Here is a 25344-nt window from a genome sequence, read left to right as displayed (position 1 = left end):
TGCACGCGTTTTTACAACGTCACCGTAACCTGTTGATTTGGTGGTAACTCAATTTGCTTTCCTTGATAGATCAGCGTGCCGCCTGCTTTAGTTGCCAATACAGCTAGCGTAGTAGCGGTTGTTTTAATCTGGACTGAATCGCCAGCTTCATTTAGCGGAAAGGCACAGTCGACATTCTGAAATAGCTCGACTTGCGGTGTGACTTTGAAGGTCTGATAACCAGGGCTAGTCGGTTCAACACCCATTAAATAGCGACCAATTAAATAGATTGGACTTGCACCCCAAGCATGGCATAAGCTTTTACCATATTTATCACCATACATTGCATATTTAGCAGCGCCTTGTTCTGTTGGATCAAAATATTCCCAGAATGTAGTGGCACCATTTTCTAGCATGCCACCCCAATAGTTTTTGATTTGTTGAAGAACATTTTTAAATTGACCAGTTTGGGCCAACACTTCTAATTCCCAAAATTTAAAATATGGTGTATTAATTTGTGGTACTTGTGAATTTTGAATGACATGGGTCACGATCTCTTTAGTTTGCTCCTCCGTCGTATAACCAAATAGAATAGCAAAAATATTAGCATGACGCGTGACGTTCCGTTTACCTGACTCATAACTATCAATATAAGCCTGTTTGTCAGCGTCCCAGAAATAACGATCAATGTTGGCGCGCAATTTCTGGTAGCGTGTCTCTGTTTCGGTCGTTGCTTTGCCCAAAATCTTTTCAACTCTAATCATGCTTTGTAATGCTCGTGCCAACAAAATTTGTTCCGCACAGAGTGCACCCGCATGATCAAAATCAGCCCAGTCAATGTAGATCCAATCTCCTGAACGGCCTAAAATAAAACCAAGATTATTGGTCTGTGCTAAGCAGTAATCTAGCAGCGCTTTCATTTTTGGATATGTTTGTCGAACAAATTCTTTGTCCGCAAAGGTTTGATAATATAGTTCAATACTAATGATCCAATACATCGAATAATCGACAATAGTATTTAAATGCTGCTTAACCTCTAATTCGCCACGTAGTCCCAGAATCGTACGTTTAACAATTTCTTTGTCAAAAAAGTCATATTGATTAATAAAATAACTTTGAAAAGCGTCACCTGACCAAACCCAACGATCACGCTTAATACCATCAATAAAAAAGTTTCCTGAGCAAAGTCTAAATGTACGATCAGCCACTTGCCAAATCTGGTTTAGCTGCTGATCAACCGAAGTAAAATATCCTTTTTGGGGAAACGGGACAAATTGATAATCAGCAGTTATTTGTAATACGCCATTTGTATCTAGGTTAGGTAAAAATAAATAACGAAATGCCCGTAAGCGCGTTTTGAATGCCAATTTCTTGGTATCGTATTGACCAAACTTATCATTGGCCGGTGTATTAATATTATGCTTTAAATAACACGCTTCAACATCCAAAGCTTCGGTTTTACTCTCTCCGTAGCATAATGTGATTGGCGTAAACTTGCGTTCATACTGAACAATAACTTGTGCCGTAATATCATGGCCGAAATCAAACAACGTCCCACCATTAACATGCTCAACCTTATTTGCTTGCCGCAATTCATGTTGATACTCAAACACCATTGGATTCTGTTCTTTATTTACAAACATTGAGCTACAGCCGACTGATATTGCATCGCCAATAAAGTTTGTGACTAACCAATCACTATCTGAATTAATTTTTTTGCCCATAACGTAGATACAAGGTAAACCGGACAAGTTCCCAACTGAAATTTCAATTTTAACCTGCCCCGCTGGACAATTTATAGTTGCATCAAGTGGGAATTTACTTTCTTTTGCAGTTGCCAGTTCTGTGATTTTCACATAGCCATGACCCTGAAATACAAGATTAAAATTCTGTGGTTCAGTTAATTCATAAACTTTTGAAAAGACAACATTATGATTCCAACCCGAGGTGTACCAGTATGCCGGCCACATACCACCGCGTTCTTCACGATCAAAATTCTGTTTCATACTATGATAAATTTCAAAATCGCCTTGATACCAGATCCATTTAGACAAAAGAAACAACTCCTTTTTCAGAACTTTTGTTACCGTTTACAATAAGTAAATTATATTCTTTACTTGGTAAATGTCAAGTTTTACTTAAAACGTTTACTAATTCAAATTTCAATTTTTAAACCAAAAGCTTTATAATGAATTTACTTACTAAAATTTAAGAAACGGGAGATCTTATATGACCACAATTAAAGATATCGCTGAGCATGCTAAAGTATCGCCTGCAACCGTTTCGCGTATTCTGAATTATGACGACAAGCTATCTGTTAGTGATGAAACTCGCCAACGTGTATTTAAAATTGCTGAAGAAATGAATTATCAAAAAAAGAAACTTGCCAAATACCGGCTCAAAAAGAAAAAGATTGCGATCGTTCAATGGCACTCAAACACTGAAGAACTAGGCGATTTATTTTATATGCAAATTCAATATGGCATTGAAGCCAAAGCGCATGACCTAAAATTTGCTAGCACAGTCTATTCGATCGATCAAATCATAGAAAAAATTGATTTTGATAGCTCATATATCGGTATTATCGCTGTTGGTAAATTTGATCATACTGAAATCACGGCCCTTAGTCGCTACCAGCTACCAATTGTTTTTATCGGTGTTAATACACTAGGCCTCGGCTTTGATTGCGTAAACGGTGACTATACTTTAGCAACCCGGCAAATAATTGATTACTTCTTCACCAAAAAAATAACCGATATCGGTTTATTAATTGGTATTGAGCACACCAAAACAGAGAAACTAGTATTACCGGATCCACGAGAACAGACCTATAAAACCTATTTAGAAAAGTTAGGCTATTTCAATGACAAATTAATCTTCGCTGGTGATTTCACACCACAATCTGGTTATAATCTGATGCAGCAAGCAATCACTGAATTAGGCACTGATCTACCCCATGGTTTTATCATTGGTAACGATACAATGGCAATCGGCGCAATTCATGCACTGCAAGAAGCAGATATTAAAATACCAGAACGAGTTAGTTTGATCAGCTTTAATGATATTTCTATCGCCCAATTTACTAATCCAACATTAAGCACCGTCCATGCCTACACTGAAACTTTAGGCGAAAATGCAGTTAGTTTACTTTTAGAACGTGTGGCTGAACCTGACGCCGTGCCGCATATGCTAACCTTTGCCAGTAAATTAATTCTGCGCGCCAGTAGTTTATAAGCGCACAAAAATAAGCCAGTCTGCTCGTGTTTAAGACGAGTAAACTGGCTTATTTGGCGTTTAACGAATCGCTTTTTGTCGCGTTTCTGGACCAAACCACCAAACAACGATGGCAGCTAACAGCGCAATTGCACTGATTGTGACAAAAATCCAAGTTGCACTGAACCAAGTTAAGAATGCAGCGACGGCATAAGGCATGCCGACGGTTAATAATTTGGCAGTGGCGTTGGCAATACCTGAGCCACGGAAGCGAAATGCAGTGGGAAATAATTCGGCAACATAGACGGCGACCACACTAGCCATCAAAACGTATAAGCAAGCCGTTAACAAGAACCCAACGATCATAACTGCTGTCGCGTTAGTTTGCACGGCGTATAATAAACCGAAAACAGCGGTTAAAATAAAGGTGGGGACAATCAGTTTTTTACGGCCGATCCGATCAACCAGCAAAACTCCGATCAAGGCGCCAACTGGTGCGCCTAACATCATCACCGTTGAAAAGCTTAATGAATTGACCACGTTGATTCCACGTTTAACTAATAAGGTCGGTACCCAAGTTGTGAAGGTATATTGGCAAATGATCGTAGCTGAAACGGCAACCATGGCAACAAATAAGCTACGGCCAATTTTTGGTTCATGTGCTTCTGGCGTTACTGGCGCCTTAAAATCAGCTTGTTCGTGCGTATGCGCATCCTCCAACTGTTGAATGATTCCTTCAGCTTCGGTGTATCGATGTTGTGCCATCAACCAACGTGGTGATTCGGGAATATCACGACGTAAAATCCACAAAACAATGGCAAAGGCGCCAACTAAAACAAACATAATCCGCCAGCCAAATCTTGGAATTAGTACCGCACACAGTAACATGGTGATCGGTGCACCACAATTGGCAATTAACGACGCACTGGCACACCAGCGCCCGCGCGATTTAATCGGTGCAAATTCATTTAGCATGGCATAGCCAGTCACAATTTCTGACCCTAAGCCAATACTACTGAAAAAGCGACACGCAATCAGTAGCGTCATATTAGGGGCAACTGCGCCTAAAAAGGTAAAGCCACCGAATAATAGCAAATTCATTTGGTAGGCACGACGGCGGCCATAACGGTCACCAACTAGGCCAGCTAACAACGAACCGATGAATAAGCCTAAAAAACCGACTGATAAGAAAACTGTATTTTCCATTAAGGTTGACCAGCCTGATTTTAACAAGACGCTGCTGACGCCACTGGCCATATAGATATCAATGCCATCGAGGAACATGCCACCGGAAACTAAAGCAAAAATTTTATAAAATAATGGCGTTGTCGCACTATTATCCATGCGTCGTTCTAATGAAGTGATTTCCATCGCTGTTCCTCCGTTTTCTTTAAAAATAAGCGGCATTGGGCTTTCGCCACAACGCCGCTTTTCGTTAATGTGCGCCTATAATGACGCTAATCTTACTACTGGCTATAGCTTAAACTAACCAAAGCTGGGAATCCGTGCTTCGAAATCCTCAATTTTTTGCTCATAACTCATGGTTAGATCGATATCATCAATTCCGTTGATAAACTTCTCTTTCCAAGTTGGATTGATGTCAAAAGCAAACTCGTGGTCAGCATATTTAACTTTTTGATGTTCTAGATCAACGGTGATCGTCTCTTCTGGCGTTGCTTTAGCTAGAATATCACGCGCTGCTTGCGGCAAAACAATTGGCAATAAGCCGTTTTTAGTGCAATTCATGTAGAAAATATCGCTGTAACCGCCGGCAATGATCACCTTGAAGCCCCAGTCCTTGATTGCCCACGCGGCATGTTCCCGTGATGACCCACAACCAAAGTTATTCCCAGTTACTAGAATCGTCGCACCTTTAGAACTAGGCTTATTTAAGATAAAGTCAGGATTGGGCCGCCCGCTATCTTTTAAATAGCGCCAATCATAAAAAGCATGAATACCGTAACCTGTTTTCAGAATATTTTTCAAAAATTGCTTAGGAATGATCTGATCTGTATCAATATCGTTGCGCATCAAGGCAACACCTTTACCTGTATGAATTGTAATTGGTTCCATGTTAAATGCCGCCTTTCTTTAAAGAGTGTTTAAAAAGGCGCTCAGATTATGAAGTATAGGCTAGCTTAGGCATAAGATATATGAAATGTATCGTTGACTAAGCGTAGCTATATGTAATAATCTGCCTTTTTAAACACGTTTCAGCTAAATTTATTTTAAAATCTTCAATTGAACAAGACACTCTAAATTGCTTCACTGCGGATATCAATAAAATGGCCATGCAGTGCTGCGGCAGCCACCATAGCGGGACTGGCCAAATGTGTCATGGAGCCAGCACCTTGGCGGCCTTCAAAATTACGGTTAGATGTTGACGCGCAATGAACACCAGCAGGGACTTGGTCGGGGTTCATCCCTAAGCAAGCTGAGCAACCGGGTTCACGCCATTCACAGCCAGCATCGCGGAAAATTTTACCGTAGCCGCGGCGTTCAGCTTCATCACGAATCGCGCGTGAAGCTGGTACAACTAGTGCTGTAATGTTAGGCGCAATTTTACGACCACGCATAATATTGGCGGCAATTTCTAGATCAGATAGGCGACCATTAGTACACGAGCCAATGAAAATGAAGCCTAAATCAATATCCCGTGCCTGCCCTTGTGGCGTTAAGCCCTCGTAATCGTAAGCTTTCTGCATGTTGATATCTTTAGGCTCAGGAAATGGCTGATCGATTGGTACCGCCATCCCCGGATTTGTCCCCCAGGAAACGTAAGGTGCTAATTTAGTTGCATCAAAGTCATATTGTTGGTCAAAGGCACTTTCGTCATCAGTGTAGAACTGTGACCAATAGTCACTAGCTGCTGCCATATCTTGTGGCGCATATTCACGGCCAGCAACGTAGTTAAAGGTTGTTTGATCCGGCTTGATAATTCCGGATTTAGCGCCACCTTCGATAACCATGTTACAAATGGTCATCCGTTCTTCCATTGACATGCGTTCAATCGTGTCACCATAAAATTCAATGGCATAACCAGTACCGAAATCCACCCCATTTTGCGCAATTAAAGCCATGATCAAATCCTTAGCATACACACCCTTAGGTAGTTGCCCTGAGACATGAATCCCCATAGTTTTTGGTTTTGCTTGCCAGATGGTCTGGGTAGCGAAAACATGTTCAACTTCAGAGGTCCCAATCCCAAAAGCAATGGAGCCAAATGCACCATGCGTCGAGGTATGTGAGTCGCCACAAACGACAACTTGACCGGGTTGTGTCAGCCCTAGCTGAGGACTGATTGCATGGATGATTCCTTGTTGGCGGTCACCTAAAGCAGCCAAACGAACACCAAATTCATCACAATTTTTCTTTAGCGTGTCCATTTGTTTACGTGAAATAACGTCCTTGACGTTGAAAATATCTTCAGTCGGAACATTATGATCCATTGTGGCAAATGTTCGCTCGGGACGACGTACTTTACGGTTATTTTCCCGTAAGCCTTCAAATGCTTGTGGCGATGTTACTTCATGCACAAGATGAAGATCAACGTAGATCAGTTGGGGCTGGCCAGTTTCACCAGTAATTACATGTTTAGCCCAAATTTTATCAAACATTGTCTGTGCCATTAGTTCATCGCTTCTCTCGTTTTGATTTGTTCAATGATTGCGTTGGTCATTGACTCAGTTGTTGCTGTACCGCCTAGATCTGGTGGCATGATGCCCGCTGCCAGCGTTGCTGCCACAGCTTTGGCAATTTTATCGGCTGTTGTGTTAGCCTGAAAACTATTACGCAACATTAGCATAATTGAATTGATCATTGATAATGGGTCCGCCTTGCCCGTACCGGCAATGTCTGGTGCGGAACCGTGAATTGGTTCATATAGGCTTGGGCCACTGATACCACGGCTTTCAGATGGAATTGTCCCCAACGAACCAGTAATGGTTGCTGCTTCGTCACTCAGAATGTCACCAAACAAGTTTTCGGTAATGATGACATCAAAGTGAGTCGGCTGCTGAACAATTTTCATTGCGGCGGCGTCAACATATTCGTAATCCACCGTCACATCAGGATAATCTGGTGCAACTTGCTCAGCAATTTGTCGCCACAATTTACTAGTTGCTAAAACATTGGCTTTATCGACAACCGTGACGTGGCGGCGCCGTGTTTGCGCTAGTTCAAAACCAGCTCGCAGGATACGTTCGATTTCACTGGCCTGATAGACCATTGTGTCGATTGCATGATCGGCAGCTAACTCACGTGGTTCACCAAAGTAAATGCCACTGGTCAATTCGCGGACGATCACAAAATCAGTTCCGCTGACGATATCCGCTTTTAATGGTGAGCGTGGTACTAACGCAGGAATCACCTGAGTGGGTCGAATGTTAGCGAACAGGCCTAATGCTTTACGAATTGCTAACAATCCTGCTTCTGGCCGCTGTGGTGCATCGTCCCATTTAGGACCACCAATTGCTGCCAATAATATCGCATCGGCGGCCTGCGCACCCTTTAATGTCGCTTCTGGCAATGGTTCCCCAGTTGCGTCGATTGCAGCGCCACCAAACGGATAAGATTTCAGTTGATAGTCAAAATTCGTTGTTGCTGCGGCTGCTTTTAGCACCGCTAATCCTGCTTGCATAATTTCTGGTCCGATATAGTCGCCAGGTAATACTGCGATTGTTGCGCTCATGCCGAGATCACGTCCTTTTTATAGTCTTGCATCATTGTGTGTAATTCTGCATCTGAAACCAGTTTTGTCTGGTCAGCGATGGCTTTAAAGCGCGGGAAGATCCGCCGCATGTCACTGCGATCAATGTCATAACCGATATGATTTAATTTGTCCATAACCGCGTGGCTACCAGATAATTTGCCTAATGGTAAGGATGTTTCCGGCATGCCAACAGTTTGTGGTGTCAAAATTTCGTACGTTTGTGGGTTCTTTAAGAAGCCATCTTGATGGATCCCTGATTCAATTGCGAAACAGTTGACCCCAGTCACCGGTTGGTTGTTCGCCACTTGCATTTCTGAGAAGCGGCTGACCATCTCACTGGTTTCCTTGGTGTATTCCAAGTTGATGTTATCAGTGCATTGATAATAGTCACGCCGGACATAAAAGTTAGCAGCAATTTGTTCCAATGCAACGTTACCAGCATGTTCGCCGATACCATTGACTGTTCCTTCAACGCGGGTAGCCCCATTTTCGATAGCAGCTAAGGTATTAGCTGTGGCCATGCCTAAGTCATTGTGACAGTGGGATGAAAAAGTAATGTCAGCAAAGTTGGCAATGTGTTGCTGTAAATATTGGAACAATTGACCAAATTCAGCTGGATTCGTGTACCCAACAGTATCCGGAATGTTGATAACTGTAGCGCCAGCGTCAATGGCGGTTTGCACTGCTTCAGCTAAGAAATCAAGCTCAGTCCGTGTCGCATCTTCTGGTGAGAACTCAACAATATCGAAAAAGCGGCGCGCGTAAGTGACGTGATCATGAATGCTTTGAATCACTTCTTCTTTCGTCATATGTAGCTTATCTTCACGATGAATTGGGCTAGTGGCGATAAAAACGTGGATTTGCTTGATGCGGGCATTTTGTGTGGCTTGGACACAAGAATCAATGTCAGCATTTTTGCAGCGGGCCAAGCCAGTGATCATGGTGTGCGTCACGGCTTCAGAGACGGCCTTACAAGCAGCAAAATCTTCTGGCGATGCAATTGGGAAACCGGCTTCGATGACATCAACACCCCATTTTTCTAATTGTTTGGCGATCATCACTTTTTGCTTAATGCTGTAGTTAACGCCGATTGTTTGTTCACCATCACGTAATGTTGTGTCAAAGAATTGAATTTTTTTCATTTTGAACACGCTCCTCATTGTTTTCTCAGAATTATCAGCAAAAAAATTAGCACCCTATCTCGGTTAAGAAATAGGGTGCTAGCTAAATTACCGCTTTGCATTGAGCCCTACTTCCCTAAAACGAATAGGACTCAACACATTGATGTGTAGAGTCCTGTTTAGAGGAGGAGGGCAAAGAATAAGGAGTTGTTCGTTTGAGTATTCATTTGGTTGTTCATAACGATCAGCTCCTTTTCTTAATTGATTTGCTTGATTTGATGTCCTTATCCTAACAATTTATTTTTTCATTGTCAACACTAATTTTCATTTATTTTTCATCTAGCCCTCATTTACAATTCATGGTATTCTAAATGTTTCAAAACGATAAAAGTTGACGGCTTAGACGAAAAAATTGGCTAACAATATGGTATGATTTGGGTAGCGTGTGTTGTCATTAGCGCGCATAGGCCCATCATTCGGTAACCTAAATTATTTAAAATATAAAGCAAATGAAATAAAAAAGAGTAGGAGCATAATTTAATATGGAAACACTTTATCGGAGCACACGTGACGCCGCTACCAAGGCAGTCACCGCCTCACAAGCTATTTTACAAGGTCTGACCCCTGATGGCGGCTTGTATGTACCAGTAGCCATGCCACAATTGGATCTAGATTTTGCGCGCTTGAGTACCGCTTCTTATCAAGAAGTCGCTTATCATGTGATGCAGGCGTTTTTCAGCGATTTCACTGAAGAAGAACTGCGCGCTTGTATTGATCAAGCTTATGATAAGAAATTTAATACCCCAGCGATTGCTCCATTACGCCAATCACAAGATGGGTATTTTCTGGAATTATTCCATGGCCCAACGATTGCCTTTAAGGATATGGCGCTTTCCCTATTGCCTTATTTGATGACAACCGCCGCAAAGAAAAATCACGTGGACAAGGATATCGTGATTTTAACGGCCACTTCTGGTGACACTGGTAAAGCGGCAATGGCTGGTTTTGCTGACGTTCCTGGCACCAAGATCATTGTCTTCTATCCACGTGATGGCGTTAGCCCCATTCAAAAGCAACAAATGGTGACCCAAACTGGTGCTAATACTGCGGTGGTCGCGTTGACCGGTAATTTTGATCAAGCACAGACTAAGGTTAAGCAGATTTTTAACGACCAAGACTTCCGCCAAGAATTAGCACGCAATCATTATCAATTCTCTTCCGCAAACTCGATCAATATCGGTCGTTTGGTGCCACAAATTGCTTACTACATCTATACCTATGCCCAATTACTGAACCAAAAAGCGATTAAATTAGGCGATAAAATCAACATCAGTGTGCCCACTGGTAATTTCGGTAATATTTTGGCCGCTTACTACGCTAAATTATTAGGCTTACCGGTTAATAAACTGATTTGTGCTTCTAACCGTAATAACGTGTTAACCGACTTTTTCCGCACTGGCACCTATGACCGCAACCGCGAATTCCATGTTACATCATCGCCATCAATGGATATTTTAGTTTCTAGTAACCTAGAACGCCTATTATTCCGCCTAACCGGCCATAATAGTGCGGCCACAAAGCATTTAATGGATGCACTAACTACCACGGGGCACTATGAAATCAACGATACGATGCGCGCTGAATTAAGTGATTTTTACGCCGGTTACGCTGACGAAGCAGCTACCACTAAGGAAATCAACCGCATTTTCCGCGAAAATCAGTACACGATCGATCCGCATACGGCTGTCGCTTCCGCGGTTGCCCGCCAGTATCATGAAGCAACTGGTGACAAAACGCTGACGGTCACCATTTCGACTGCAAGTCCATTTAAGTTCCCGAATACAGTTTTGACTGCGCTAGCCGGTGATAGTGAATCAACTGACGGTATTTTAGCTGATCAACGTTTAGCCGACTTTATCAACCAACCATTACCACCTGCAATTAGTGAATTGATTGGCGCCCCAGTACTACACAACCGGGAAACTACTCCGGAACAAATGCGCAGCATCATTGCGGATATTTTGAAATTACACGCTTAACTTAAAATCAAACCAATCGAGCCACAGCAAAATGATGCTGTGGCCCGATTTTTGTTATCGAACGTCAAGCTTGCACTACTGTCAGTCACTTTTTTACTTTGTCTTAACCATTTAATCTTTTCCTAAGTAAATCGCTACAAATCCGTCATACTTTTTTAGGTTTGCTTTAAGCCAGCAGCCGTAAACTGTATTTATCAACTAAAGCAAGGGATGAGTAAATATGATTCTTGATTACGATAAAAAAATGCAAAATATAATTACCGCCCAGCTCGTTAGCGTGGCCTACCCCCAGATTATTGCCAAAGCTGAAAATGGTGACGTCTTAACAATTAAAACATCAGAAAAACAGCGTGAAGATCCTCTATTTTGGGCTTCACTTAAAAATATTCTTACTTCTGGCCTCTGGATCCCAGTTGGTCGCCATTTTCACCAGTTACTTTCATTTGACTGGATGGTTCCTAATGCGGCAACGATCTAGTTAGCCGCTGCGTTGAAAGGAAGTGAGCACGATGCTGAAAGATATTGAAATCATTGTCGTTGCACTGTTTACACCAATTCTGTTGGGCCAAGCCAGTGTGCTCTGGATCAACCGTCAAACGAAGAATTCGCCATTGTTACATGCAGAAAAAGGCAAAGCGCACACCGTTGTCAAAGACACCCACTAATTTCCGCGCACTAAGCGGCTGAAGTAGGCCTACCCCTACCTCAGCCGCTTTTTTACGCAAAAAAAGTCACTTCCATCGCGAAGTGACTCGTACATTCTATGCAGTTGGTTGTTCATTATCTAATTCTTGTGCTTGTATCCGCACTAAATCATTGTAAAAAGCGGCGTAAGTGGCGGATTGATATGGTGCAATCCACAAGAAACCAATCCCAGCAGTGACCACGCCTAAAATATCCCAGCCGAGAAAACTTAACATTAAGATAAAGTACGCCATTTTATGACCATCCATCAGCTGACGACTACGGGTGATTGCCGCTAATGGTGTCGCCGGCTTTTGCCCCGCCAAACGATCATCTTGGTAAATCAAATACGTCTGACTGTAAGAAAATGACTTGATGACACCAGGAATGATAAACAGTAACGACCATAATGTCGTATAAACGTCAATAGCAATCGCCAGAACGAGTAACGGGATAAACCAGCCCGCGTCAAATGGGATAAACGGTTCGCGAAATGGTCGTACTTTATGTTCTAGATCCCTTAACCAACGCACATAAGTCATTGCGACCCCTGCCGTCGTTAAGGTGATCACAACTTGACTTAAGACCTGGAATAGCCAAGCTAACGTACTGACGTCATCTTGGAGCATGCCAGTTGACATCATGACGCCAACTAAAACCACCGTTAAAACAGTTGGTACTAAATTCAGTAAAATCGCCTTGCCCCAATGGCCACGTAGTAACGCTTTTGCCTCAGCCTTCAGTTCGGCTCGAGTTTTCGTCATTAAATATTCGCTCCTTACTTCATAAACAGCGGCTCAACTTTCACACGCCGCTGTTGCTACTTAAAATATAGCTAACAATTTAAGTTCAGAGTCTAGTATACCTGAAAACCTGATGAGTGGGAAATAGATAGTGCTACGACGCACACAACTAATTGACATCCCCGCACAGAAGTCTAATAATATGTTTATTCAGCAGCTGAAATCAATTTTTCAGCTGTTAGTCTTTAATTAAAATGAAAAGCTGGCGGCTGTTATGAACGTTTTACGTAGTACTTTTTCTTCACTACGCGTCAAGAATTTTCGTTACTTCTGGCTGGGCCAATGTGTTTCGATTATGGGGACTTGGGTCCAGCGTACTGCCCAAACTTGGCTCGTTTATGAAATGACTAAATCAGCTTTATTAGTTGGTATTTTATCCGCTTGCCAATTCATCCCAATCTTACTATTGACCTTAGTCGCCGGTACCTTGATCGACCGTTATTCTAAGCGTAAAATCCTGATTTTAACACAATTAGGCTTTTTAATTTTAGGCCTGACCATGACGACCATTGTCTATCTAAAAGTTGTTCAATATTGGCAAGTCCTACTGATTGCGATTGGTTATGGTATTCTACAAAGTTTTGATACCCCAGCCCGGCAGTCGTTTGTCGTTGAATTAGTTGGCCAAAAGGATCTAATGAATGGTATTTCATTAAACTCAACCATTTTTAATTTAGGTAAAATTGCTGGCCCATCCTTAGCCGGCTTGTTAATGGTAAAATATAGCGTTGGTTTCTGTTTTCTAGTCGATACGATCAGTTACGTGGCCGTGTTAGTAGGTCTATTTTTGATCAAGCAAAAAGCTGTGGTAGCAACTCCCTCACATAAGCGTATTTGGGCTGATGTTAAGTCAGGTCTGAACTACGCTTGGTCGCATGCTAATATTCGTTTAAGCGCCGAATTAATGTTGATCGTTTGTACCCTGAACTTCAACAACAACGTGATCATCCCAATTTTTGCCAAAACGGTGCTGCATTCTGGTGCGCAAACTTACGCCAACTTGCTATCAGCCACTGGTATTGGTTCGTTAATTGCCGCTTTTTTGATGAGTTATATGTCGCGCTTTGGCCTGCAACGTAATATCTACTTATTTGCCGGTATTGGTGCCGCAGCTGTCCAGTCACTAATGCTTTTTGTTCACTCATTTAGCCTTGCCATGGCAATGATGGTGGTCAACGGCTTCTGCAATATGATTTTCTTGAACCAATCAAATGCATCGTTTCAATTCGCTATTCCCAATGAACTGCGCGGTCGCATTATGAGTGTTTACGTCCTACTGAATCAAGGTACGACACCAATTGGCAGTCTCTATGTTGGTGGTGTGATGGATATTTTCTCTGGCTTTTGGGGCTTTCCCGCATGTGGGCTGTTAGCTTTGGTTTTATTGGTCCCAGTACTATTCAGTAACCGTGAACTGGTTGGCCATTGGCTACGACCAAAAATACAAGATGAATAAGCTAAGTCAGTGGGATTTTTCATGAAAACCGCGTATAATAAGCCTACTTACTTAGAAGAGGCGATAACAAAATGAAAATAAATAAACGAACGGCAGCGGAACTAGCGGCACCAATCGTCGTCGCTTCCGGTGTCTTCGGTGCCAGTCTGCGCCTGTTCGACTACGCCTTCAAGCGTGTCGATTATGTTCCAGAAACGTCCGCCGACAAGCAAAAATATGCGGATGCTTATTGGCAATACATGGATTGGTATAAGCAAGTGGATAAGGCCACTTGGCAATTACATCCTGATGATGCAGCCAATCACTTAGTTGCCCATTTCATTCCAGCGGCTAATAGCAAGCGGGTCGTGATCATTTCTCACGGTTACAAAGGTGATGGTGCAACCATGGCCAATTACGCGCAAATGTTTCATCGCTTAGGCTTTAACGTGCTACTACCTGATAATCGCAGTCACGGTCACAGCGCTGGTGAATACATCAATTTTGGTTGGTTAGATCGCGTAGATTACTTGGATTGGTTGAAAAAAATCATCGACACGATCGGTACCGACGCTGAAATTGTTTTATTTGGTGCCAGCATGGGCGGTGCTACAGTGGAAATGATGAGCGGTGAAAAACTACCACCGCAAGTTAAAGTTTTGATCGCCGATAGTGGCTATTCCAGCATTGAAGCCGAGCTAGCTTACTTACTAAAAAAGCAGTTTCATTTACCAAAATATCCGTTTGTTCCATTAGTTAGCTTGATCAATAAGCGCCGATTAGGCTATTACCTGAATGCAGTGCAATCAACCACTCAGTTACAGAAAAATCACTTACCTATTTTCTTCATTCATGGTGATCATGATGTTTTTGTTCCCAGTGAAATGGCTTTTAGTAACTATCGGGCAACGCAAGGCCCCCGCGAATTTTGGTTAGTCAAAGGTGCAACTCACGTTGAAAGCTTCTGGCAGGACCCCGAACGCTATCAACGCCACATTGTTGACTTCTTAAAAAAATATTTGCCAGAAAATTAAAAAAGAGTGTGCCAGCAGACAGTTAACCTATAATGCTCGGCAATAAAAATGAGACTGCGACATAATTTTATCTATGTCACAGCCTCTTTTTTCAGTTATTAGCAGGTAGACGTGTTGTGACTACTCGATACACAGCAGCGACAAAAGTAACACCGATCACCCGATCTAAATAATCAGTACCGACTTGAACAATAAATACTGCCGCGGTTTTACCTAAACCTAAGCCAGCTAACACTTGGACTAGTAGACTCGAACCAGATGAAGTGATCCCGTTAAAAAGCAGCACCGTAATTAATGTACTGATCAACGTTCCGGGTAACGAAATTGCCAGCGCCCGCCACCAAACATTTTTGGCTTGAGCTTGTGGTCGGTAACGATAAACTAACCCAGCAGTTAAGCCGACGACCAACTGTACCGGCAAATAATATAGCGAGAAGAGGTCGGTGGTTAAACCAGTGACCAAGCTACTAGTTAAACCAACTAGCATCCCTGCTCCAGGGCCTAAACAAGCCGCGGCTAAAATGGTCCCTAACGTATCTAAGTAAACCGGCAAACGTAACAGTAGCGCCAAGTTGCCACCAACTAAATTCAAAGCCACACACAGTGCTAGAAAAACCAGCACTCGCGGTTTCATTTTCCGTTTCATCCTTGTGCCTCCGTATAATGTAATTGTTTTAAAATATCACTTAATTCAGGTTCTTGTGCATTTATAACCCGATTCAAGAACAATTGCCAAAAACGAAAAGCCGCTACTTCGGTTAAAATGAGACTATTATTTGGTTGGTGCCAAAAATTGGCGGTATCACTGATCGACTGCCCTAGCGCAATGCCATCAGTGACTACAGTTGTGTAGCTGGTAAAGCCTTGGCACAAGCTAGGATCTAAGGCGTATGCGACTGCCAACGGGTCGTTGATCACACAACCAATTACCCGCTCCTGTTGCCAATGAAAATCAAAATAAAATTTAGTGATCTGGGCGATAAAGCCGCCGACAACTGGATTAACGCGTTGGGCGTAGGCCAGCAAACTCGGCGTTAACACAATTTGTCGCGTTACGTCTAAGCCGATCATTTTAATTGGCACTGGCATTTTTGCGTAAACCTGTTGGGCCGCATCAGGATCACACCAATAATTATATTCGGCGACCGGTGAACAGTTACCTGGGCTGTGGAAGCTACCACCCATCGACACAAATTCGCTAACGTGCTGCCATGCTGCTGGTTCTTGTTGTAGCGCTAGAGCAATATTTGTCAACGGTCCTAGTGCAATCACGGTTACATCACTGTTAGCCTGCAACGTATGGTTCAAAAAACCAATTGCACCAACATGTGGTCGCACCGTGGTCACATTAGGTAATTCTGATTCACCTAAACCATCCATGCCGTGGGTATCTTGAGCGCTAACGTACTCGCGCTTCAACGGCTGCGTGGCACCTAAATAAACCGGAATATCCAAACGCTGTGCTTGTTGTAAAATTTTCAGCGCATTTTCTGCGCCTAAGCCTGTGGGCACATTGCCACAGACAATCGTGATCCCGATAATATCGAACTCAGGTGATGCCACCGCTAGCATCAACGCTAGACTATCGTCAATGCCTGGATCACAATCAATAATGACTTTCTTTGCATTCATTCTCCGACCTCCATTTGAGATGCTTGGTTTTTTATCCTGGGAAGTTTCCGAACCAGTCCAGACCGCTGTCTGATTTTATAAATGCACATTTTTAGTATACGAGTTAACCTTTGATTTGCCTAGCATGGATTTAGAAAGGCCTTTAGTTTTACGCCCACTTTTGGCTGAAGTTTAAAAATGAATTACAAAAAGTGTCTTTGCCTTTTTATTCACTCTCAAAATGCTAAACTGAGTCATATTTAGCTTAATTTAGAAGGGATACAACGATGTTTTCACATTTTATAGCGGCATTTATTGCCACCTTTTTGCCGATCATTGGTTATCTATTTTTACTGCCATTTTTATTGGTGCTGCTACTCACTTACCTAAATCGTAGTTCCAAACAAATGCTGGTCAATCAGTTTGGTCTGCAAGCCCAAGTTTATTTAGGCGGTTTAGGCATTATTTTACACGAAACCAGCCATTTATTAACGGCATTACTTTTTCACCACAAAATTATCGGCTTTAAATTAGTCGTCCTGCCGTGGCACCTTAACGCTAATTCTTCAGAACAAGCACTTGGGTACGTTCAACACGCTTCAACTAAGCGTTTATGGCCAACGCTGGGCAATTTATTCATCGGGATCGCGCCGATTTTTGGCTGTACTGCCGCCATGTATCTCAGTACCTATCTACTACTGCCAACAACTTATCAGCGGCTGAACGCATTTATTATGGCGCCTACTGGTGATTCATTGCAGTGGTTACTCAGTAGTTTCGGCCAAGCCTTCAGTTCATTTCCCCTGTTACTTATTTGGTTACTACTGATGATCAATATCACTTTAGGTGGCTTTGATTTAAGCTCAGCTGATTTCAAAAACTCGGCTAGTGGCGTCTTACCAGCCTTACTGCTAGTGCTAGTTATTAGTTGCTTGCTCACTTTTTTAGGATTAAGTCGTTCAACAACCAGTTTGGTCAAGCGTGCTGGTTTACTGATTGCCAGCTGGTTGATTCTGTCCGTGATCATCAGCGGGTTATTAAATGCCCTGTTGCGCTTATTACGGCTCGCTCATTAAACCCTGCTATCTTAAACTTACTAATCATTAATGTTCTGATCACCAAAAAAGTGCCGTGTAGGCCAACCTGATTGCTGGTTGCGCTGTTCACAGCACTTTTTTGATATAAAGCCTATTTTCCAGCCATACTAATTAAGTGGCTTACCTGTCGTTACCGTTTCACGTGGAACGAAAAAGGACGTTATTTTCATTTCATTATGCAAACGTTTCACTATAAACTTATATTTACCATTAATTGGAACAAATTTCACCTAAAAAAAGCACCGCTTGCGGCTAAATTTTGTTAGAATATGTATTGGAGGTACCTTAATGTCTTTATTAGCCATTGTTACTGGTTTTTTAACACTAGCCAATTATTATTTCCTAACTGGTCAGACATATTCGCCATTAATCGGCAGCTTATTGCAAACGGTTTTATTGATTGCTACGATTCGCGCCGTCTTCAGTTACCGCGGTCGCAAACAGCGTTCTGACTATCAGCAGCGCGGCTACCAAATTTTCACGTGGCGCTTTGCCATCATTATTTTTTCTTTTTTAGGCAACATTGCCGTTTTCGTTGTGATCTTATTAAATCTATTCGGTCAACTTAATCAATTTTAATTAGGCATTTCACTAATTCCCATTTAGCGACAAAACATTTATAGTAGACGTAGTTTTATACTCAGAAAGATAGGTGGATCCATCATGGCACATTTTCATATTGACCACGCAGCGTTAACTGGTAATCAAAATGAGCCAACGCATGCTGCGAAACCACAAGAAGAGTTCCATAACGTTTTCGATTATCCTGACTTCATTGAAATGCGGCCGCCATTGCGTAAAGCTGTACATACCGTGGCTGAGGAATCATTTGATCAGCCGGTTTTACCTGTACAGATTGAACGGATGGCCGTTGCGCTAGAAGAACAATTAGAACGTGAAACGCGTAAATACGAGGCACAAAAAGCAGTTTTCAATAATCAAAAAACTGAATTAAATGACTTGGTGCGCTTATACACGCAAGTACTCCAAGTCATCAGTCGTAACCCCGACCCTAATAACACCGATGTAGAAGATTTAATTTTCGCGGTGGATCAAACGCGTCAAGGTCTACGTAACTTACCAACTAAGGATGGTGAAGGACCCTTGTATAATCCAGATAGTGTTCGTGAAATCGAACCAGCAACTTTCTATGATTTTGTCATTCAGCGTTTAGCGCATCCTTATTTCATTAATGATTCCCATGCCCTAAAACGCCAAAATCTATCGTCTGAAGGCCAAAAATTTGTTGAACGTTTATCCGCCTATGCGTTCCGTGATTGGGATGCCTACTTGACACATGAATACGACGCACAGCACATTATCAAAAATGAAAAAAAGCTGGACGACAAAGTCTATTACACAAAATTAGAAGAAACCGAGCTAAAATATGCCGATAAGGCTTACGCACAAGTTTTTGCTGATACTTTTAACGACTTCGCTGAATTATTGACGCCAGCCTATTTGAAGGACTTTGAAATTCATACCACGCCAATTCCTGTTGCTAACGCGGTTTTACGCAGACGTTTAACGGCGATCATCTACAAATATTTCTTAGTTGATGACCAAGGTTACGAACATGTGATGGATGAACCAATCAAACAAATTAAAACGAAATACGCATTTTATTTAGATAACTTCAGTGACTAGACACTGTTTGTCTATTTAGATTTCAAAAATAAGCCACTTAAGGAGGCTCTGCCTTGAATTTACCTGCAGAACCGGGTAGTCCCGAATTCGAAAACGCCATTTTTATTTTAAATCAACCAATTACAGCTAAAACTGCCCCACTATTAGTTTTTCAGGAGAATGTCACCCCTGAACCAATGGACGCTGAAGCTTGGGCTATGCCTGCCTATTTAAGCGCTGATTTCAATTTATTCTTTGTTTTTGCGCAAAATATAGGCAACGATTGGTCGGCCACCTTTGCCGAAGTTACCATTGAAAATGGCAATCAAATCACTAGTATGAGCAACGTCGTTCCGACTGGCTCTGGTTTTAACGCGATTGCGCATGTCGATCGCCACGCTGCCATTGAAGTACTCGCCTATTTTGAAACCTTAGCCGCCAGTAATATTGGCTATTGGAAGATGGGCGCTTAAAGTCAACTTTTTAGTTGGCTTTTTTATTTTGCTTATTTTTCGCCCACCTGCACCGCCAAATCAATAAACGCTTTTTCTTGTTTAGTCAGTAAGCGGTCACGCTTATAGGCAATTACCGTTTCACTTTGTAATTCGGTCGTCGTCAGCTGGTACGTCGCCAAGGGTGTCGTCGTGGGGTGACTTTGCCAAACGGAGCGTGGTACAAAAGTGGCGGCAGTGAAATTCTGCTGAACTAATTTGATACCAGTATCAAGGCTGGCGGTGCGTAATACGATGTTTGGATATAGATCATTTTTTGCTAAATATTGAGCAATTAAGCGCTGAAAGCCAGAATTTTCATTTTCCAAGATCAGTGGCTGCCCATCGATCAGTGCGCGGCAATCATTGATCACCGTCACTTTTTTGGTTGAGCGCTGATAGGCTGGATGACTAGGCGGAAGTAGTAAATATATGGGCTCACGATCAAATAAATGATAATGGATCTTGCGATTATCCACTGGTAACACGCCAATATATAAGTCAAGATTGTCATTGAGTAATTCATTTTCCACTTCGCTACTTGGATATTCGACTAGCCGTAACTCAACTTGTGGATAGGCCGCGTGAAATTGGGGTAATAGGCGTGGTAAAATTTGCTCCCCTAATGATTGGGTCACGCCAATAGTCAAACGGCCGTGGCCCGCTTCATTTAGCGTCGCCAGCCCATGATATAGCGAGTCATATTGCGCCGTAATGTGTTGTAGTCGTTGCAAATAATATTCACCGGCGTAGGTCAATTGTAGCGGGTGATGTTGCCGCTTGATCAACTGCGTTTCCAATTGAGTTTCACGCTGGTGAATTAATTTACTAACAGCCGGCTGGGTCATAAATAATGCTTCGGCTGCTGCCGTAATGTTGCCAACCTGAGCAACAGTTTCCAAGATCGTAATGAATTGTTTATCTTTTTGTAGCGGGGTCATTGCGACTCACCTTCATTTCTATTTTCATTATATGCCAAAAGTTGCATAACTTTAACACAAAATAATTATTTCACAATTTAGTTAAATGAGTTATTATAAAGAGTGAAAGAGCTTGTCTCCAAGGTAAGCCCTTTCATTATTCAATCTGTTTTTTTACTTGCAAAAATGTCTTATTACGTTTAGCGCATAATCTTGTGTAAAGAAGGTTGTTTTATATAATGAAATTTATTGGTCTCGTTGGTACAAATGCGGATTATTCAAATAACCGTATTTTGCTACAATATATGCAAGCACATTTCGGCGCACAGCATACGATCGAAATTTGTGAAATTAATCAATTACCCTTATTTAACGAAAATATCATGAAGCCAACGCCGGCAACTGTCGCGCAACTAGCGGCTAAAATCGATAGTGCTGACGGTGTGATCATTGCGACCCCAGAATATGATCATTCTATCCCCGCTGCCCTAAAAAGCGCGCTAGAATGGTTATCCTGCCAAGTTCATCCGTTAACTCACAAGCCGGTGATGATTGTTGGCGCTTCGTACGGCCCACAAGGCTCTTCCCGCGCACAACAACATTTACGCCAAATTTTAGATTCACCTGGTGTTGGCGCCATCGTTCTACCAGGCGACGAGTTCTTACTCGGCCACGTTAAGGATGCCTTTGACGCCCAACACCAATTAAAAGATGCACAAACAATTAGTTTCCTAGAGGAATGCTTTGCGCATTACGTTGATTTTGCACGGATCATTAATCAACAATACAGAAAGGAAGCACCAAAAATGGTTGAAAAACCACAAATTACTTGGCACGGTGCGTATGATGTTGTTGTCATCGGCTTCGGTGCAGCAGGGGCCACTGCTGCTCGTTTTGCTGCTGATAACGGTGCTAAGGTCTTATTGACTGATGCAGCACCAGAAGGCCATGAAGGCGGCAATGTTCGTTATGCCGGCCAAGTGGTTGCCACTGGGACTGACTACGATAAAATGTTGGCTTACTACAAAGCCATGCTCGGCCCAATTGATTTAGATGCCGACTTATTACAAACCTACGTTCACGGCATGACTAAGATGCGCGACTATTTCCGCGATTATTTGGATGTCGAACCTGTCAGCTACAACGATACCTACAAAAATGGAACTAAAGGCGAAGTTGCTAAAGGTTTAGCACCAGAATATCCAGAATATGCAGGTGCCGATACCTTTGATCTGAGCATGGTCCACGAAGGCTTTTTCGATGCTGCTCTATGGAAAAACTTGCGTCAACATGTCGTTGACCGTCATCAAAATATTGATGTTTGGTTAGCATCACCCGCGCAACATCTGATTCAAGACCCGTTGACTAAAGCAATCACCGGCGTCACGATCAAGCGCAATGGCCAAAGCGTCAACATTCAAGCTAAAAACGGTGTTGTTCTCGCTTGTGGCGGTTTTGAAACTGATAAACAGGCGATCCAGGATTACTTAGGCGCTCCCCATTTGGCACCAATTGGCACATTGTACAACCAAGGCGATGGCATTAAAATGGCCGAAGAAATTGGCGCCGATATGTGGCACATGAAGAGCTACGAAGGTCTCGGTATGCTAGCTGGCATGACCTTTGCGACTCATCCCGGCGAACGCGGCAAATTGATTTTGGCGCCTTGGTCTGACTTGTACACTGGTAGTATTTTTGTTGCCGGCGATGATGGCAGCCGCTACTTCCGCGAAGACGAAGCTAACCGCCACGGTCGCTTGTACAATCATGGTACTTGGCGCATCCCAACGGCTCAGGATCATCCTTACTTGATTTTTGATCAACAGCAATATGACCAATTCAAGGCTGCAGACCAACTACCTGATCCTGACTTCTTTAGCCGCTTAATTAAGGCTGCTAGTTTAGCTGATTTAGCTGCTAAAACTGATTTAGATGCAACGACGTTACAACAGACGGTCACTGAATTTAACAGCTTTGCTGAAAATGGCGTCGACTATAGTCAACACCGTGACGCTGCAACTATGCGCGCCTTCACTGCTGGCCCCTACTACGCCGTTAAATTAGAATCCGGCATGCTCAATACGCAAGGTGGCCCACGCCGCAATGCTAACGCTGAAATTCTGAATACGAAGCAACAACCAATTCCGCATTTATACGGTGCAGGTGAACTTGGTGGCGCCAACGCTAACCAATATGCCGGTGGGAGTAACTTAGCTGAATGTTTGATTTTCGGTAAAATTGCCGGTGAAAATGCTGCTAAAGCAAAAGCGGAAACAACGACCGCCGCTACAGTCACACCGACCACCACTGTTGAACTTGGTGGTAATGATTTAGGTGCTGAAGATTCATTGCAAGATATCACCGTGGGACCTAACCAATATTTAGGTGTTAGTGAAGCCGGTATTGGTGGCCAAGTAGTCGTCCGCGTCACCTACACTGACGATAAAATTCAAGCCGTTGAAGTGGTTAAGCAAAGTGAAAGTGAAGACGTCGGTAAAGCTGCGGTTGAACAATTACCAGCAGCAATGGTCGCCGCTAATAGTTACGATGTTGACGCCGTTTCTGGCGCTTCAGCTTCCAGCAACGCCATCAAGAGTGCGGTTAAAAACGCTATCGCCAAAACGGTTAAGGCTTAATTTAAATGCCACCGCTTAAGAAAAGTTATTTTGCCTTAGGAACTTTGATCAATTTAACTGTTTTTGCACCAGCAACTGAAGCTGACATTAAGGCCGCTTACCAACTGATCCAGCATTACGAAGATCTACTGACCGTTAACCGGCCGCAATCAGAAGTTATGGCGATCAACCATGCTGCTGGACAACATGCAGTCGTTGTTTCTGCGCTGGTCTATCAGTTAGTGCAAACCGCCGTTAATGTTAGCTTGCAACAACTTGGTTTTAACGTTGCAATCGGCCCATTAGTTAAGCTTTGGCGCATCGGCTTTAGCGATGCCCATAAACCTAGCGACCGAGCAATCACTACTAAGTTACCCTTGATCGATCCACAGCAGATCGAACTCAATGAGCAGCAACACAGCGTTTTTCTACGGCAAAGCGGGATGGAGCTTGATCTCGGCGCTATCGCCAAAGGCTATATTGCTGACGCGATCCGCACACTGTGGCAACAACGCCACGTGGCTCAAGGAATTATCGATCTTGGCGGCAATATTCTCTTAGTTGGTCAGCAGCAATGGCGCGTTGGCATTCAAGCGCCACAGCAGCAACGCGGCCAAATGATTTTACGTTTAACGACAACGGCCGCCGCAGTGGTGACCTCTGGTATTTACGAACGCCACTTACAACTTGATGGCCACGATTACCATCATATGTTTGATAGTCAGACTGGCTACCCGATTGAAAATAATTTAGCCAGCGTAACGATTATTGCCCCTGACTCGTTGACCGCGGATATCTGGACAACAATTGCCTTTTATCAGGGATTGGCCAGCAGCAAATTAATTGCGCAACAGGCTGATTTAGCTGCTATTTATGTGACCAAAAACCAGCAGATCTATTTAACCGCCGGATTAAAAGCCAAAGTTGAGTTGCTGGATAATGCTTATCAAATTCAATAGCTCGTTAAAAAGAGGCTGCGACATAAGTAATATTATGTCGCAGCCTCTTTTTTATTGCCGAACATTATAGCTTAAACGTGTAACATAAGACAGCTCCCTCCGCTTAGCTACGATCGCCGAATAATCCACTACGTGTATTATTCGTCAATCTGCCATGTTTCTTGCGGCAAGGTTTTTGCCACAAGAATGGTCATCGTCCGTAGCATCCAGGATATATTAGCGAACTTTGCTAATATATCTACGATTGCGGAGTAGAAGGCTAATGCTCAGGAGCTAATCGTCTTATGTTACACTCTCCTTTTTGTTTATACGTAAAATTGCGCGAATGCTTGGTCTAGCTCCGCAGCTGCAGCCGCTAGAACTTGATTGGCCGCTAATGTGGCGGTTCCTTGAGCGCGCGCAATATAGAATTGGTCAAAGCCCATAATCTCTTCAAACATTTTCTGCAAATAAAAGCGGGAAATATCTAGTGACGTGTAACGATCATTGTTGGTGTAGATCGAACCGCTAGCCTGCAACAACAGCACTTTATAATCATCGGTCATCAGCCCCACTGAGCCGACAGCGGTATATTTAAAGGTTTCGCGCGCAATCAAAATATTATCCAAATAATCTTTCATCCGCGAGGTCACATTGAAATTGTGCAGTGGTGATACGATCACAATTCGGTGGTGGGCCTTAAACTGTGCCAACAACTCAGCCGAGACCTGCGCTAATGCGGCCGTATCAGTCGCTAAATCCGCTTGGTTCCAAACATCTAATAACTGGCCAGCTTCGATCCGTGGAATCTGGGTGTCATACAGATTTAAAATGGTCGGCTTGTCGTCCGGAAATTGGGCTGTAAATTTAGCTAAGAATAGCTCCTGTAATTTGGTTGAAAAGTGATCGGCGCTAGATAAATCTGGCTGTGCATTAATGATTAATGTTTGCATGTTAAAGCTCCCTTGTATTTGTTAAACTGAGTATAACGATAAAAGGTGCCAAAATACGGCACCTTTAACTAAGG

The 25344-nt window shown here is 42.9% G+C and carries 23 protein-coding genes and 1 riboswitch; of the genes, 12 read left to right on the top strand and 11 right to left on the bottom strand.

All coding sequences use genetic code 11. From position 1 onward, the window contains the following. Positions 1–11: 11 nt before the first annotated feature. Entirely contained in the window at positions 12–2033 is a 2022-nt protein-coding gene (locus EKM80_RS07160; protein ID WP_225418832.1) for an alpha-L-rhamnosidase-related protein, read from the bottom strand. Positions 2034–2208: 175 nt separating this feature from the next. Here EKM80_RS07160 and EKM80_RS07155 point away from each other — a divergent pair, with 175 nt between their 5' ends. Beyond that, on the top strand, positions 2209–3213 hold the full coding sequence (locus EKM80_RS07155; protein ID WP_125552432.1) for a LacI family DNA-binding transcriptional regulator: 1005 nt from the start codon (positions 2209–2211) through the stop codon (positions 3211–3213). 60 nt (positions 3214–3273) lie between these two features. Here EKM80_RS07155 and EKM80_RS07150 read toward each other — a convergent pair whose 3' ends face one another. From EKM80_RS07150 to EKM80_RS07130, 5 genes are all read right to left on the bottom strand, one after another. Beyond that, a complete protein-coding gene (locus EKM80_RS07150) occupies positions 3274–4563 on the bottom strand; it encodes an MFS transporter (RefSeq protein ID WP_125552431.1) in 1290 nt (429 codons plus the stop codon). 114 nt (positions 4564–4677) lie between these two features. Further along, positions 4678–5265 carry a 3-isopropylmalate dehydratase small subunit gene (leuD, locus tag EKM80_RS07145; RefSeq protein ID WP_125552430.1) on the bottom strand — a complete coding sequence of 196 codons (588 nt, stop codon included), beginning with the start codon at positions 5263–5265 and terminating at the stop codon, positions 4678–4680. Positions 5266–5447: 182 nt separating this feature from the next. Beyond that, entirely contained in the window at positions 5448–6821 is a 1374-nt protein-coding gene (gene leuC, locus EKM80_RS07140; RefSeq protein ID WP_125552429.1) for a 3-isopropylmalate dehydratase large subunit, read from the bottom strand. Further along, complete coding sequence (gene leuB / locus EKM80_RS07135) at positions 6821–7882, bottom strand: 3-isopropylmalate dehydrogenase (protein WP_125552428.1); 1062 nt, start codon at positions 7880–7882, stop codon at positions 6821–6823. Before leuB ends, leuC begins: the two co-directional genes overlap by 1 nt. Continuing rightward, positions 7879–9045: a 2-isopropylmalate synthase gene (locus EKM80_RS07130; protein ID WP_191985938.1), complete on the bottom strand. Its 1167-nt coding sequence runs from the start codon at positions 9043–9045 to the stop codon at positions 7879–7881. Before EKM80_RS07130 ends, leuB begins: the two co-directional genes overlap by 4 nt. Positions 9046–9566: 521 nt before the next feature. On the opposite strand from EKM80_RS07130, the gene thrC reads away from it, so the two are divergent. The 3 genes from thrC (at position 9567) to EKM80_RS14835 (ending at position 11728) form a co-directional block, all read left to right on the top strand. Then, a complete protein-coding gene (thrC, locus tag EKM80_RS07125; protein ID WP_125552426.1) occupies positions 9567–11063 on the top strand; it encodes a threonine synthase in 1497 nt (498 codons plus the stop codon). 220 nt (positions 11064–11283) lie between these two features. Further along, positions 11284–11541 carry a hypothetical protein gene (locus EKM80_RS07120; protein ID WP_125552425.1) on the top strand — a complete coding sequence of 86 codons (258 nt, stop codon included), beginning with the start codon at positions 11284–11286 and terminating at the stop codon, positions 11539–11541. Between the two features lie 31 nt (positions 11542–11572). Then, the gene (locus EKM80_RS14835) at positions 11573–11728 is read left to right on the top strand and encodes a hypothetical protein (protein WP_164509514.1); all 156 of its coding nucleotides are present in this window, start codon (positions 11573–11575) and stop codon (positions 11726–11728) included. Positions 11729–11824: 96 nt separating this feature from the next. On the opposite strand, the gene EKM80_RS07115 is transcribed toward EKM80_RS14835, so the two are convergent. Further along, positions 11825–12511 carry a DUF975 family protein gene (locus EKM80_RS07115; protein ID WP_125552424.1) on the bottom strand — a complete coding sequence of 229 codons (687 nt, stop codon included), beginning with the start codon at positions 12509–12511 and terminating at the stop codon, positions 11825–11827. A 253-nt stretch (positions 12512–12764) separates the two neighbouring features. On the opposite strand from EKM80_RS07115, the gene EKM80_RS07110 reads away from it, so the two are divergent. Continuing rightward, positions 12765–14006, top strand: a complete 1242-nt coding sequence (locus EKM80_RS07110) for an MFS transporter (protein ID WP_125552423.1) — start codon at positions 12765–12767, stop codon at positions 14004–14006. A 71-nt stretch (positions 14007–14077) separates the two neighbouring features. Then, complete coding sequence (locus EKM80_RS07105) at positions 14078–15019, top strand: alpha/beta hydrolase (protein ID WP_125552422.1); 942 nt, start codon at positions 14078–14080, stop codon at positions 15017–15019. 91 nt (positions 15020–15110) lie between these two features. Here EKM80_RS07105 and EKM80_RS07100 read toward each other — a convergent pair whose 3' ends face one another. Together EKM80_RS07100 and EKM80_RS07095 are read right to left on the bottom strand one after the other, a co-directional pair. Beyond that, the gene (locus EKM80_RS07100) at positions 15111–15665 is read right to left on the bottom strand and encodes an ECF transporter S component (RefSeq protein ID WP_125552421.1); all 555 of its coding nucleotides are present in this window, start codon (positions 15663–15665) and stop codon (positions 15111–15113) included. Next, complete coding sequence (locus EKM80_RS07095; protein WP_125552420.1) at positions 15662–16651, bottom strand: nucleoside hydrolase; 990 nt, start codon at positions 16649–16651, stop codon at positions 15662–15664. The genes EKM80_RS07100 and EKM80_RS07095 overlap by 4 nt, the downstream gene beginning before the upstream one ends. A 17-nt stretch (positions 16652–16668) precedes the next feature. Continuing rightward, a riboswitch (PreQ1 riboswitch) is annotated at positions 16669–16713 on the bottom strand. Positions 16714–16917: 204 nt separating this feature from the next. On the opposite strand from EKM80_RS07095, the gene EKM80_RS07090 reads away from it, so the two are divergent. The 4 genes from EKM80_RS07090 (at position 16918) to EKM80_RS07075 (ending at position 19826) form a co-directional block, all read left to right on the top strand. Continuing rightward, positions 16918–17706 carry a hypothetical protein gene (locus EKM80_RS07090; RefSeq protein WP_125552419.1) on the top strand — a complete coding sequence of 263 codons (789 nt, stop codon included), beginning with the start codon at positions 16918–16920 and terminating at the stop codon, positions 17704–17706. Between the two features lie 309 nt (positions 17707–18015). Further along, positions 18016–18306, top strand: coding sequence for a hypothetical protein (locus tag EKM80_RS07085; protein ID WP_125552418.1), 291 nt, complete (start codon positions 18016–18018; stop codon positions 18304–18306). Positions 18307–18390: 84 nt separating this feature from the next. Continuing rightward, the gene (locus EKM80_RS07080; RefSeq protein ID WP_125552417.1) at positions 18391–19374 is read left to right on the top strand and encodes a hypothetical protein; all 984 of its coding nucleotides are present in this window, start codon (positions 18391–18393) and stop codon (positions 19372–19374) included. 53 nt (positions 19375–19427) lie between these two features. Continuing rightward, a complete protein-coding gene (locus tag EKM80_RS07075) occupies positions 19428–19826 on the top strand; it encodes a hypothetical protein (protein ID WP_125552416.1) in 399 nt (132 codons plus the stop codon). Positions 19827–19858: 32 nt separating this feature from the next. On the opposite strand, the gene EKM80_RS07070 is transcribed toward EKM80_RS07075, so the two are convergent. Continuing rightward, on the bottom strand, positions 19859–20785 hold the full coding sequence (locus EKM80_RS07070; RefSeq protein ID WP_125552415.1) for a LysR family transcriptional regulator: 927 nt from the start codon (positions 20783–20785) through the stop codon (positions 19859–19861). A gap of 218 nt (positions 20786–21003) precedes the next feature. Here EKM80_RS07070 and EKM80_RS07065 point away from each other — a divergent pair, with 218 nt between their 5' ends. Both EKM80_RS07065 and EKM80_RS07060 read left to right on the top strand, forming a co-directional pair. Then, positions 21004–23400 (top strand): NAD(P)H-dependent oxidoreductase, encoded by a 2397-nt coding sequence (locus EKM80_RS07065; protein WP_125552414.1) that lies wholly within the window; start codon positions 21004–21006, stop codon positions 23398–23400. A gap of 5 nt (positions 23401–23405) precedes the next feature. Continuing rightward, entirely contained in the window at positions 23406–24338 is a 933-nt protein-coding gene (locus EKM80_RS07060; RefSeq protein WP_125552413.1) for an FAD:protein FMN transferase, read from the top strand. 305 nt (positions 24339–24643) lie between these two features. On the opposite strand, the gene EKM80_RS07055 is transcribed toward EKM80_RS07060, so the two are convergent. Then, positions 24644–25270: an FMN-dependent NADH-azoreductase gene (locus EKM80_RS07055; RefSeq protein WP_125552412.1), complete on the bottom strand. Its 627-nt coding sequence runs from the start codon at positions 25268–25270 to the stop codon at positions 24644–24646. Positions 25271–25344 lie beyond the last annotated feature (74 nt).

This window comes from Loigolactobacillus jiayinensis (genome assembly GCF_003946445.1).
GTDB classification, from domain to species: domain Bacteria; phylum Bacillota; class Bacilli; order Lactobacillales; family Lactobacillaceae; genus Loigolactobacillus; species Loigolactobacillus jiayinensis.
This window is presented reverse-complemented; position numbering and strand designations above follow the sequence as displayed.

Bases quoted from the DNA above. Each gene is read 5' to 3' on its own strand.
- EKM80_RS07155 (WP_125552432.1), top strand. From the start codon at position 2,209: ATGACCACAATTAAAGATATCGCTGAGCATGCTAAAGTATCGCCTGCA.
- EKM80_RS07080 (WP_125552417.1), top strand. From the start codon at position 18,391: ATGGCACATTTTCATATTGACCACGCAGCGTTAACTGGTAATCAAAAT.
- EKM80_RS07085 (WP_125552418.1), top strand. From the start codon at position 18,016: ATGTCTTTATTAGCCATTGTTACTGGTTTTTTAACACTAGCCAATTAT.
- EKM80_RS07070 (WP_125552415.1), bottom strand. From the start codon at position 20,785: ATGACCCCGCTACAAAAAGATAAACAATTCATTACGATCTTGGAAACT.
- EKM80_RS07150 (WP_125552431.1), bottom strand. From the start codon at position 4,563: ATGGAAATCACTTCATTAGAACGACGCATGGATAATAGTGCGACAACG.
- EKM80_RS07065 (WP_125552414.1), top strand. From the start codon at position 21,004: ATGAAATTTATTGGTCTCGTTGGTACAAATGCGGATTATTCAAATAAC.
- leuB (WP_125552428.1), bottom strand. From the start codon at position 7,882: ATGAGCGCAACAATCGCAGTATTACCTGGCGACTATATCGGACCAGAA.
- EKM80_RS07105 (WP_125552422.1), top strand. From the start codon at position 14,078: ATGAAAATAAATAAACGAACGGCAGCGGAACTAGCGGCACCAATCGTC.
- leuD (WP_125552430.1), bottom strand. From the start codon at position 5,265: ATGGAACCAATTACAATTCATACAGGTAAAGGTGTTGCCTTGATGCGC.
- EKM80_RS07095 (WP_125552420.1), bottom strand. From the start codon at position 16,651: ATGAATGCAAAGAAAGTCATTATTGATTGTGATCCAGGCATTGACGAT.
- EKM80_RS07100 (WP_125552421.1), bottom strand. From the start codon at position 15,665: ATGAAACGGAAAATGAAACCGCGAGTGCTGGTTTTTCTAGCACTGTGT.
- thrC (WP_125552426.1), top strand. From the start codon at position 9,567: ATGGAAACACTTTATCGGAGCACACGTGACGCCGCTACCAAGGCAGTC.
- EKM80_RS07120 (WP_125552425.1), top strand. From the start codon at position 11,284: ATGATTCTTGATTACGATAAAAAAATGCAAAATATAATTACCGCCCAG.
- EKM80_RS07060 (WP_125552413.1), top strand. From the start codon at position 23,406: ATGCCACCGCTTAAGAAAAGTTATTTTGCCTTAGGAACTTTGATCAAT.
- EKM80_RS07130 (WP_191985938.1), bottom strand. From the start codon at position 9,045: ATGAAAAAAATTCAATTCTTTGACACAACATTACGTGATGGTGAACAA.
- EKM80_RS07090 (WP_125552419.1), top strand. From the start codon at position 16,918: ATGTTTTCACATTTTATAGCGGCATTTATTGCCACCTTTTTGCCGATC.
- leuC (WP_125552429.1), bottom strand. From the start codon at position 6,821: ATGGCACAGACAATGTTTGATAAAATTTGGGCTAAACATGTAATTACT.
- EKM80_RS14835 (WP_164509514.1), top strand. From the start codon at position 11,573: ATGCTGAAAGATATTGAAATCATTGTCGTTGCACTGTTTACACCAATT.
- EKM80_RS07055 (WP_125552412.1), bottom strand. From the start codon at position 25,270: ATGCAAACATTAATCATTAATGCACAGCCAGATTTATCTAGCGCCGAT.
- EKM80_RS07115 (WP_125552424.1), bottom strand. From the start codon at position 12,511: ATGACGAAAACTCGAGCCGAACTGAAGGCTGAGGCAAAAGCGTTACTA.
- EKM80_RS07110 (WP_125552423.1), top strand. From the start codon at position 12,765: ATGAACGTTTTACGTAGTACTTTTTCTTCACTACGCGTCAAGAATTTT.